Consider the following 11,094-nt stretch of genomic DNA (forward strand, 5'->3'; position numbering starts at 1 on the left):
GGGTGGCCTTCCGTGCGGAAGGTCACCCGGGCCGTCGTACAGCCTCAGGCCGGGAAGATCAGCTGATCGAACCCTCGACCGCGTTGACCCACTCGATCGTGTTGTCCGGCTGGTACTCGTAGACACCGATGAACGCGGACGACGGGTCGTTGTCCTCGTTCAGCGGGCCGATGCCGGAGACGCCGACGTAGTTGATCTCGTCGCCGTTGTCGAGCGCCTCGACGCCCTCCTCGAAGGAGGTCACCTCGGTGCTCCCCTCCTCGGCACCGGAGACTGCCTTGATGTTCTCCGAGATGGTCGCGCCGTCGGTGGCCCCACCGCGGACCGCGGCGAGCGCGGCCAGGATGGTGGCGTCGTAGGACTCGGGGCCGTACGAGTAGTCGTCGAGCGGCTCGCCCTCTTCCTCCTCGTAGTAGTCCGAGAGCTGGTCGCGGAACTCGTCCTCGGCCTGAGCGCCGGGGATCGTGCCGACGACACCGGCGAGCGTGCCCTTGTCGAAGTCACCCTCGTACGACGCGGTGTTGCCGTCGCAGAAGTAGGTGGTGCCGTCGAACTCCCAGCCCTGGGCCAGCAGCTCGGCGACGATCGCCTTCGTCTCCTCGAACGCGATGATGCTGATCGCGTCGGGCTCCTGGGCGAGCAGGTCGGTCACCTGCGCGGCGAAGTTCGTCTCGCCGGGCTGGAACTCCTGGCCGTCGCCGGTGGCGCCGTAGACGATCTCCTTGCCGCCCTCTTCGAGCGACTTCTGGACGTTGTCGCGCAGACCGAGGCCGTAGTCCTCGTTCTGGACCAGGAAGCCGACCTTCTGGTGGCCGTCGTCCTGGATCAGGCTGCCGAGCGCCGCGCCCTGCACCGTGTCCGGCGGAGCCGTACGCGCGAAGAACTCGCTGTACCCCGAGAGGCTGTCGGCCGTGTTGGCCGGGGAGATCTCCATGATCTCCTGCTCCGCGAACTTGTCGACCACGCGCAGCGACACGGCCGACGAGGCCGCACCGACCACGACGGAGACGTCCTGGTTGATGAGGTCGGTGGCCGTCGAGTCCGCGACGGAGAAGTCGGTGGTGTCACCCGAGTCGCCCGGGACGAGCTCGACATCGCTCCCGAGCACACCGCCCGCCGCATTGATGTCCTGGATCGCCAAGCCGACGCCCGCGACCTCGGGCGGCCCGAGGAACGCGAGGGTGCCGGTCACGGGCAGGATGGTGCCGACCTTCAGCGGCTCGTCGGAACCGCCGCCGGTCGTGGTCGAACAGGCCGTCAGGCTGAGGCCGAGGACCGCGGTGAGCGCAAGGCCTCGGGCGGCCGTGGAACGTCGAATCATGCTCATTCCCTTCAACGGGAGTAGATCTGCGTGACGTGGCACCTTGCCTCGTCGTGCCGTCGAACGTAGCCATGCTGTGTCACACGAATGTGACGAGCGCCTCCACGGATCGGATCGTTACGGTGATGTGACCTGGTCGTGACCGCGCAAACACCTTGGAGCGAGGAGCCTGGCTCCGGCCAGGACCGCGCCGGCCCCAGGTGCTCGCTGCGACCCTGGCCGATCGGCGAGCAGCCCTCCACGACGATCCCGTGCTGCTCGGCCGCGGCGACCGTGGCGGGTCGGCGGAGCGTGGGTGATGCTCCACCTGGTCCACGACCGGGTCGACGACGTCGAGACCGAGCTCGGTGCGGCCGGCGTCGAACGCCGCGACGACAGCCTCGTACGTCTTCCGGGAGCTGGAACACACACAGTCCGGCCTACGGGATGGCGTCGCCGTTGTTGAGGATGATCTGCGAAGCGCCCATCACGACCTTTCTACTACGCGGCACCACGTTGGTCGTCGGCGGTTCAAGATTCGTCCGTCACATCGCCTGCCATGCACGGGATCCCTGTGTAGGCTTGGATGTGTTGCAGTGCGATCGTTCTTCCAAGAGATGACGACGACACCGTGATTGACCGCGATCCCGAAGGCCGGGGTCGTCACCTCTTGCAAGGAGCAAGCATGGCATTCGGAACCGTCAAGTGGTTCAACGCTGAGAAGGGCTTCGGCTTCATCGCCCCCGACGAGGGTGGCAGCGACGTCTTCGCCCACTACAGCGCCATCCAGACCAACGGATACCGCACTCTGGAGGAGAACCAGAAGGTGGAGTTCGACGTCAAGCAGGGCCCGAAGGGTCTGCAGGCCGAGAACATCCGCCCCGCGTGATCTGACTCGGGTCTCGACCCGACACACGAAGGGCCCGGCCCCCGATCGGGGGCCGGGCCCTTTCGTCTGCGGCGTCAGAAGTCGCCGCCACCGCCGAGGTCGAAGCCGCCGCCGTCGCCTCCAAAGAAGCCACCGCCGTCGTCCCCGCCACCGCCGAACAAGCCACCGAAGAACCCGCCGCCGTCACCGCCGTCACCACCGGCGTCCGCGGCGGACGCCTCGACGGCACCCGCGTCACCGGCGTCGGCCCCGGCGTCCGCACCGGACTCCTCACCACCGGCACCTTCCTCGGATGCTCCCGAGTCCTCTTCCGCGCCGGCTTCTTCCGCGCCGGCCTCCTCGGCTCCGTCCGCCTCGGCGTCGGCCGCGTGCTCCTGGGACGGGTCGCCGAAGGTCGGGCCGAACAACGCGTTCGCCACGGCGGAGCCGATCACCACGCCGGCGACGGTGCCCAGCAGGCTCGAACCGAGCATCGCCCCGAACGACGGGCCGCCGAAGCTGCGCTGCAGCGTGCCGGGGTCGCGCATCTCGGCGCGGGTCGCGGTGCGTGCCAGGTCCCGCGGGTCGTCCGACGCCGTCCGCTCGTGCTCGGGAACCTGCGAGTTCAGCTCCTCCAGCACCTTGCGGCGCTGCTCGGGAGTGAGCTTCTCGAACGCCTCCGCATGAGCCTGCTCGACGGCGTCCGGCGGAGCCGTGCGCAGCATGTACTTGTAGCGGTCGATCGCGACCTCGTCCGGGGTGCGGTTCCCGGCCTGCTGCGCCGGCTGCACCTGGGGCGAGTACGACGCACCCTCCTGGTGGGGCGTCGGCTGCGCGCCGTACTGCGGCGCTGCGGTCGGAGCCTGACCACTCTGCGAGCCGTACGGCCCGTACTGCTGGTAGGGGTCTTTCGGCTCACGGCCGAGAAGTCGGTCGAAGAAGCCCATGTCTTCCCTTTCGTCGCGCGGTCACCGGTTCAACGCACGCCCTGCCCGACCGGTTCCGGCTCGGGAGGGCATTGTCAGTCAGCACTGGTAGACCAGTGGCATGTTCCTTCTGGAGCCGGGGCGTCCCGAGACGATCGTGCACTCCGCCAGCGATCTGGTCCTGGCGGGCGAGTGCGAGTTTCGGCTGCTCCGGCGGCTCGACGAGCTGCTCGGCCGGATCCCCCGGCGTCCGCGCGACGAGGACGAGATGCTCGCCCGCACGGCCGCCCTCGGTGACGAGCACGAGAGCCGGGTCCTCACGTCCTACCAGTCGCGATATGGGGTGTCCACGATGGCGGGCGGGGGTGTCGGCGGCGTGGTCAGCGTCCCGGTCGCACGCCGCATGTCGTACGACGAGCTCACCGCCGCGCACGAGCGCACGCTCGCCGCGATGGAGCACGGAGCCGACGTCGTCTTCCAGGCATCCTTCTTCGACGGCCGCTTCCACGGCCGGGCCGACTTCCTGGTCCGCGACACCGGGCTCGACGCCCCCCGGGGCGAGGCGGCCCGCCCGCGGTACGCCGTGTACGACACCAAGCTCGCGCGCCGCGCGAAGGTCCGTGCGCTGCTCCAGCTCGCCGCGTACGCCGACCAGCTGATCGCGGCCCGGATCGACCCGACCGAGCGGATCCACCTCATCCTCGGCGACCGCACCGAGACGCACCACGACCTGGGCGACGTGCTGCCCGTGTTCCGGCAGCGCAGGGAACGGCTGCTGCGGGTCCTGCACGAGCACGTGTCCGACGACGCCCCGGTGGCCTGGGGCGACAGCCGCTGGCTGGCCTGCGGGCGCCTCGGCGTGTGCCAGGACTGCGCGGAGGCCGCGGCAGCCCGTCACGACGTGCTGCTGGTCAAGGGCGTCTACGAGCGGCAACGGACCAGGCTCGTGGAGGGCGGGATAACCACGATCGACGCCCTCGCGACCGCCCCCGAACCGCCCCACGGCATGTCGGCCGGACGGTTCGCCGGGCTCCAGGAGCAGGCCCGGCTCCAGCTCGGCCTGGACGACGGGCACGGCTCGGTCGCCCTGGAGGGCGGTACGGACGGTGACGGCACCGACGGCGCACGGCTGCGCTGGAAGATCGTCGACCCGGGGCCGATCGCCCGGCTGCCCGAGCCCTCACCGGGGGACGTCTTCTTCGACTTCGAGGGCGACCCGCTCTGGGAGGAGGCGCGCGGCTCGGGCGAGCGCACCACGATGGGGCTCGACTACCTGTTCGGCTGGGTGGAGCGTCCGGCGTCGCCGGACGAGAGGCCGCCGTTCACCGGCCTGTGGGCGGACGACCTGACCGCGGAGCGCGACGCGCTCGTGCGCTTCGTCGACCACGTGAACGCCCGGCGGGCCGAGCATCCGGGGATGCACGTGTACCACTACGCGCCCTACGAGAAGACGCACCTGCTGTCCATCGCCGCGCGGCACAGCACCTACGAGGACGAGGTCGACCACCTGCTGCGGGACGGGGTGCTGGTCGATCTCTACGCCGTGGTGCGGGCGGCGGTGCGGACCAGCGACCGGTCGCTGTCGATCAAGCGGCTCGAGCCGCTGTACATGCAGGACGACCCGGCGCGGGAAGGCGTGAAGAACGCCGCTGCCTCGGTGATCGAGTACGCGGAGTACGCGCAGGCGGTCGTGGAGGGGCGGGCCGACGCCGCCGAGGTCCTGCGGGGCCGGATCCTGGAGTACAACGAGTACGACTGCCGCTCGACGTTGCGCCTGTACGAGTGGTTGCGGTGGGCGGCCGGCGAGGTGCTCCGTCCGGCGCCCCGTGCGCAGGCGGCGGCCACCGACGCCGACGGCGAGAGCGCCGCCGCGGTGGGAGAGGCCGCTGTCGCGGCGGAGGGCGCGGGCGAGACTCCCCGCCAGGCCGCACGGCGGGAGGCGCGCGCACGACGGGCCCGGCTGGCACAGGAGATCCGGGAGGTCGTGGGCGAGAGCGCCGAGCGCCGGAGCGACAGCGAGCAGGCGCTGGCCCTGCTGGGGGCCGCCGTCGAGTACTACGTGCGGGAGGACAAGCCGTTCTGGCAGGAGCACTTCGGGCGCCTGGAGCTGCCGGTCGACGAGTGGGCCGGGCAGGGAGCGACCTTCTGGGTGGAACACGGACGGGTCGTCCGAGAGTGGGAGATCGAGAGCGGGAAGCAGGCCCCTTCGCGCGAGGTCGAGCTCGTGGGACAGATGCTCGACCACTCCCGCGTCGAGGACTCGGCGCTGGTGGCGGGTACGGCCGTGCACGTGCTGTACGAGCAGCCGGTACCGCCGGTCGTACGGGACCTGCCCGAGCGCGCCGTGCGAGGCGCGCACGGCGGGGGCAAGATCGTCGAGACGCGGAGCGGGGCTGCGGACGACGTCGTCGTGCTGCGGGAGCGGCTGCGAAGGGACGTGGACGGGCACGAGCGGCTGCCCGTCGCGCTGACGCCCGGGCCCGGGTTCGGGCACGGGCCGCAGGAGCAGGCGGTCGAGGACATCGCGGCCGACGCCCTCCGAACCTGGCGCAAGAGCCGGGAGCTGCCGGCAGGGGCAGCCATCGACCTGCTGGAACGGCGGCCGCCGCGGCTCGTGGGAGGGCGTGACCTGCCCCTTCTCGGGTCCGGGTCCGGGTCCGGGTCCGCCATGGTGGACACCATCGAGCGCGTGCTGCGGGATCTCGACCGGTCCTACCTCGCCGTGCAAGGGCCGCCCGGAACCGGGAAGACACATGTCGGCTCGCACGTCGTGGCCCGGCTCGTGGCCGACGGGTGGCGGGTCGGCGTGGTGTCCCAGTCCCATGCCGCAGTCGGGAACATGCTGCGTGCCGCCGTGGACAAGGCGGGAGTGCCGGTCGACGTCGTGGCCAAGAAGAGGCAGGAGTCCGGCGCCTCGTCCAGGCGCGGCCTGCCAGGCGGCGGCGCCCGGGGCGGCTCGCCCGCACCACCCTGGCAGGAGCTGAGCGCCGACGCGCTCGCGGACTTCGCCACCCGGAGCCCCGGCGGATGCGTCGTCGGCGGGACCGCGTGGGACTTCGCGCACGGGCGGTGGCCCGCCCACGGGCTCGACCTGCTCGTGATCGACGAGGCCGGGCAGTTCTCCCTGGCCGACACGATCGCCGTCGCGCGGTCAGCCGAGCGGCTCCTGCTGCTCGGTGACCCGCAGCAGCTGCCGCAGGTGACGCAGGGTCGGCACCCGGAGCCGGTCGACTCCGCCGCGCTGGCCTGGCTCACCGGGGCCGAGCCCGTGCTGCCCGAAGACCTCGGCTACTTCCTGGGCACCTCATGGCGGATGCACCCGGAGATCTGCCGCAAGGTGTCGGACCTCGCCTACTCCGGGCGCCTCGACGCCCATCCCGCGGCCGCCGGACGCTCGCTCGCCGACGTGCCGCCCGGCGTGCACCACGTCACCGTGCCGCACGACGGCAACCGGCTCTCCTCCGCCGAGGAGGCCGCCGAGGTCGTGCGGCAGGTACGAGCGGTGGTGGGACGCACGTGGTCCGACCCTGCGCCCGGGCACGGCCGGGACGGCACGTCCGGTCCGGAAGCCGGCGATCAGGGCAACCGGCCCCTGGAGCAGGAGGACGTCGTGGTCGTGGCCGCGTACAACGCGCAGGTGCACGTGGTGCGGCGCGCCCTTGGCGAGGCAGGTCTGGAGCGCGTACCGGTCGGTACTGTCGATCTCTTCCAGGGGCGCGAGGCGCCGGTGGCGATCCTGACCCTCGCGGCGTCGTCCTCCCAGGACGTCTCGCGCGGCATGGGCTTCCTGCTGTCGCGCAACCGCCTGAACGTGGCGGTGTCCCGCGCGCAGTGGCGAGCCGTGGTGGTCCGCTCTCCCCGCCTGACCGACTACCTCCCCGGTGATCTCGAGTCCGACGGCGTGCGCCACCTCCTGGACCTCGGCGCCTTTCTCCGCCTCACGTCCGACGACGGTCCGGCCACCTGATGCCGTCCTGTCGGTCGTCCACATGATGCCGCCGGGCGCGCTGGTAGCCCGGCCGCCGGCCCTCCGGCGCCCTGCCCGCCGACGCGCGAGGCAGCCGGGGCCACCCACGGGCGGACACGATCGATCGTCGTGGCTGATGGACGGGGCAGGGTAGCGTATGACCACCTGCGGCTGGGCGAAATGTCCGGTCCGGATTCGGGCCCTCTGGCGCTCTCGGCGCCCCATGCTTCATAGTGGCCCCGCATCGACGTTGAAGGAGAAACCATGGCCGTGCGCTTCAACCCGCCCCCGGGCTGGGAAGTGCCCCCGGGATTCCGACCCGACGCCAGCTGGGCACCCGACCCCTCCTGGCCGCCGGCCCCGCCCGGCTGGGAGTACTGGGTCAGCGAGCCGGGCCCCGCATCGCCCGCCGTGCAGGCGCCGCCCGCCACCGAGCCTCCCCTCGCCGGACCGACCACGCCGCCGCCCATGCTCGACGCCGGTCCGCACGACCACACTCTCGACGGGCCCCGGGACCGCACGTTCGACGGACCGGGCGACCCCGCGTTCGACGAGACCATGCGAAGGGTCTCCCCCGCCGAGCTGCCCGGCCAGGGTCCCGACGCCCGCGGCCCTGGAGTCCCCGGACTCGACGAGACGATGATCCGCCCCGCGGCCGGCGAGACGATGATGCGTCCGGGCCCCGACGAGACGATGATCCACTCGCGGCCCGACGAGGCGACGGTCGTCACCGGTCCCGGATTCGACGTCCCCGGTGGGCCCGGTACGCCGGGCGGCCACGGAGCTCCTGGCGGTCCCGGCGTTCGCGAAGACATGAGCACGATGGCGATCGAGGCCGTGCCGCCGGGCGGCAGGCCCTCTCCGGGTGGAGCGATGCCGGGCGGGCCGATGCCGGGCGGGCCGGTTCCGCCCGGCCAGGCCCCGGGCTACGGGGCGCCCGGATCGCCCCTGCCGGGCGGAGCGATGCCACCGGGCGGACCCGGGATGCCCGGGCAGGGCATGCCTGACGGGCCGGGAATGGTCGGAGGCCCGGGTGGCATGAACGGCCCGGGTGGCCACGGAGCACCGCCCTCCGGCGGGCAGGAGGCGAAGGCCTCCGTCGCCGCGCTGGGGCAGAGCCTGCTCGGTTCGATCAAGAAGCTGGGCAGCAGGGGCGGACCGAACGAGCCGGCGACGGCCCCGGTCGGTGCAGGCGGCTCGGGCGGTCACAGCGCTCCGATGCCGTCCGGCCCGGGCATGCACGGTCCCGGTTCTCCCCCGCCCCCCGTCCGCCCCGGCGGCCCCACCGGGGGAGGCGGCGGACGGCAGTCTCCCGGTACTCCGCTCCTGATCGGCGTGGGCGTCGCCGGCGCCGCGCTGGGCGTGATCATCGGCGTGTTCGTCACCGCCGGGCTGCAGGCCGACGCGAACCAGGCGATCACCGACGCCGAGCAGATCCAGGCGGACGTCACCGAACAGCGCGAGCAGCTGGACGAGGACCTCGCGCAGCTCAAGGCGCAGCGCGACGAGGTGGCCGAGCGTGAGCAGAAGCTCGGCAAGCGCGAGTCGGAGCTCACCGCGGCCAAGCAGGAGTGGAACGACCAGAAGGAGCAAGAGGAGCAGGAGCAGCAGGACGACTGGGAAGACGAGTGGGAGGACGACGGGAACGGGAACGGGAACGGCGAGGGAAACGGCAACGACGGCGGTTTCACGTTCTTCTTCACCTGCGACGACGTCCGCGCGGCGGGCCGCGCTCCGCTCCACGAGTCCGACCCGAGCTACCGCTGGGACCTCGACCCGAACGGCAACGGTCAGGCCTGCGAGGACGGCGAGTAGGAGCCTGCGGCACCGGCGAGCGGGACGCCTGCGCCAGGAGCTGGGCCCCAAGGTGAACGGCCCGGGACAGGACCCCAGATTCCTGTCCCGGGCCGTTCGCTTGTTCCCGCCGGAGGAACCCAGACTCCGACGGGAAGTTCATTGGCCGGCTCCCTCAGGAGCCTGGCAGGTTCACTCCTCCGGAGTCGCCTCCGAAGACACTGTCCGAACCCCCGTCGTCGGACTCGCCCGACGAGGCGTCGCCGTCGACCGTCGTGGCGACACCATCGAGGATCTCCTCGAGGAGCCCGCCCACACCGTCGCTCAGGGTCTCGATCGGCCCCGGTGAACCACCCGGTTCCGGGTCGCCCGGTTCGGACGACGAGCCGGAGCCGTCGGAGGCTCCGGGGTCCGGGGTCGCGGAGTCGCCCTGCGCGGGAAGCTCGATGAGCCCCCGCTGCAGGGCGACGGCCGCCTCGGTCAGGTCGATGAGGCAGAGGTGCCACGCACCGGCGGGGACGCCGTCGGGCACCGTGCCGAGGTTCTTCTCCGTCATGCCGGACGAGGCGGTCCACTCGGCGTCGCTCCGCGTGGCGACGCACGTCTCCATCGCGGTGACGGCGGGCTTCGACGGGGCATCGGCCATGGTCTGGCCGAGGCCCTTGACCAGGTCAGGAAGCTCGACGGCCGTGGGCTTCCCGACGGTGCCGTGTGCCGGGTCGTAGGTGACCGTGCACTCGGGCGACGTCGTGCGACACCACGAGGCACCCCATGACTCGCCGCCGCCGGAGTAGACGAACCCGCGCGGCGCCACCTTCCGCACCTCGACGACCCGCAGCCACACGGCACCGTTGCCGAGCACGTCGAACGGGGCGATCGACACGGAGGAGGTCGCCGGGTCACCCTTGACCAGCGGCTTGTCCAGGACGAGGTGCTGAGCACCGCCGTTGCCGCCGGACGTGAGGCCGAAGACCAGCGAGGAGGCGCCGTCAGGCTGCCGCACCATCGCGTCGTTGGTGACGCCGTCCCAGAGCAGCCTGCCCGCCTTGCCGCCGTCGGCCCTCGTGCGCAGGTCCAGGTCGGTGCCCGAGAAGAGACGGAGGCCGGTCCACACGGTGTCGCCGTCCTGGGTCCCGAGGTCGACCTCGGCGAAGAAGCGCAGCCCGTCGCCCCACGCGCCGAGCCCGAGGTCGACGACGGCGGTGTCCTTGTCGGACATCACCGTGACCGGCTTCGTGACCTGTCGTACGCCGGGGCCGACCTCGACGACCTCGGCGACCTCCTCGGGGATCGCGGTGGCGCCTGCCCCGGGCCCGGTCGGACCGGGCGTGTCGGCGGGCGCGACGTCGAGCGGCTGGTCCGGGGACTCGACCGACGACGACGGCGACACCTCCACGGGCTCGTCGCTCCACAGGCCGGGCACCCCGGGAATCGCGCCGGCCGCGCCGAAGCTCGCGGTGCTCAGCACCAGGCCGGCCGCGGCGGCATAACCGGCACGGCGCGCCGTGTGCTTGCGGCGGCTGGACCGCAGCACGGCGTCGACGTCGAGCGACGAGCTGCCGGCGGCGTCGAGCGCGGTGCCCCGGAGGCGGGTGAGGAACTCCTGGTCCGACATGTTGTCGCTCATCGGAAACCTCCCCGGGCCTCGAGGATGGTGCGCAGCTGGGCGAGCCCGCGCGACGCCGTCGACTTCACCGTGCCGAGCGGCATGTCCAGCTCGCCGGCGACCTCGGTCTCCGACAGGTCGAGCAGGTGGCGCATCACCACGACCCGGCGCTGCTTGAGCGGCAGCTGGAGGAGGGCACGGACGACGGCGTCGCGGTCCTCCACGGTGCGGGTGCTGGACCGCGTCGTGTCTCCCCGGAAGCCGTCGCCGCTCGCTGCGGGCTCGTTCAGGAGGTCCTCGGGCCCCGCCAGCACCTCGCGCCGCGTGCGGCGCCAGGTGTCGATGCGCAGGTTCGCGAGGATCCGCCGGGCGTACGCGAGCGGTTCGCCCTGCCGGGCCTTGTGCCAGTGCCGGTAGCAGCGTTCGAACGTCTGCTGCGTCAGCTCCTCGGCGCGATGCCGGTCGCCGCAGAGCAGGAACGCCATGCGGTGCAGCGGGTCGCGCGCGGAGCGCATGAACTCGGTGAACTCGGTGTTCTTGTCGTTCGCCTGCGTGTTCTCCGCGCGGGCCGGAACGGGTCGTCGCGCACTGCCACGCGTTGTCGCGTGGCGAATCTGGGAACCCACGCGGCCC

General features: G+C 72.2%; 7 protein-coding genes. 3 read left to right on the forward strand and 4 right to left on the reverse strand.

Annotation, left to right across the window (positions count from 1 at the left end):
• Positions 1–58: 58 nt before the first annotated feature.
• A complete protein-coding gene (locus ACYU96_RS19310; protein ID WP_460757327.1) occupies positions 59–1,321 on the reverse strand; it encodes an ABC transporter substrate-binding protein in 1,263 nt (420 codons plus the stop codon).
• A gap of 664 nt (positions 1,322–1,985) precedes the next feature.
• Between ACYU96_RS19310 and ACYU96_RS19315 the strand changes: the two genes are divergently transcribed.
• Complete coding sequence (locus tag ACYU96_RS19315) at positions 1,986–2,189, forward strand: cold-shock protein (RefSeq protein ID WP_460757330.1); 204 nt, start codon at positions 1,986–1,988, stop codon at positions 2,187–2,189.
• Positions 2,190–2,263: 74 nt separating this feature from the next.
• Here the strand turns inward: ACYU96_RS19315 and ACYU96_RS19320 are convergent, their stop codons facing one another.
• A complete protein-coding gene (locus tag ACYU96_RS19320; RefSeq protein WP_460757333.1) occupies positions 2,264–3,115 on the reverse strand; it encodes a hypothetical protein in 852 nt (283 codons plus the stop codon).
• A gap of 100 nt (positions 3,116–3,215) precedes the next feature.
• Here ACYU96_RS19320 and ACYU96_RS19325 point away from each other — a divergent pair, with 100 nt between their 5' ends.
• Both ACYU96_RS19325 and ACYU96_RS19330 read left to right on the forward strand, forming a co-directional pair.
• A complete protein-coding gene (locus ACYU96_RS19325) occupies positions 3,216–7,061 on the forward strand; it encodes a TM0106 family RecB-like putative nuclease (RefSeq protein WP_460757335.1) in 3,846 nt (1,281 codons plus the stop codon).
• A gap of 264 nt (positions 7,062–7,325) precedes the next feature.
• Positions 7,326–8,876 carry an excalibur calcium-binding domain-containing protein gene (locus ACYU96_RS19330; RefSeq protein WP_460757338.1) on the forward strand — a complete coding sequence of 517 codons (1,551 nt, stop codon included), beginning with the start codon at positions 7,326–7,328 and terminating at the stop codon, positions 8,874–8,876.
• Positions 8,877–9,030: 154 nt separating this feature from the next.
• On the opposite strand, the gene ACYU96_RS19335 is transcribed toward ACYU96_RS19330, so the two are convergent.
• Positions 9,031–10,482 (reverse strand): hypothetical protein, encoded by a 1,452-nt coding sequence (locus tag ACYU96_RS19335; RefSeq protein ID WP_460757340.1) that lies wholly within the window; start codon positions 10,480–10,482, stop codon positions 9,031–9,033.
• On the reverse strand, positions 10,479–11,087 hold the full coding sequence (locus ACYU96_RS19340; protein ID WP_460757343.1) for a SigE family RNA polymerase sigma factor: 609 nt from the start codon (positions 11,085–11,087) through the stop codon (positions 10,479–10,481). Before ACYU96_RS19340 ends, ACYU96_RS19335 begins: the two co-directional genes overlap by 4 nt.
• Positions 11,088–11,094: the final 7 nt, after the last annotated feature.

Source organism: Myceligenerans cantabricum, assembly GCF_054777735.1.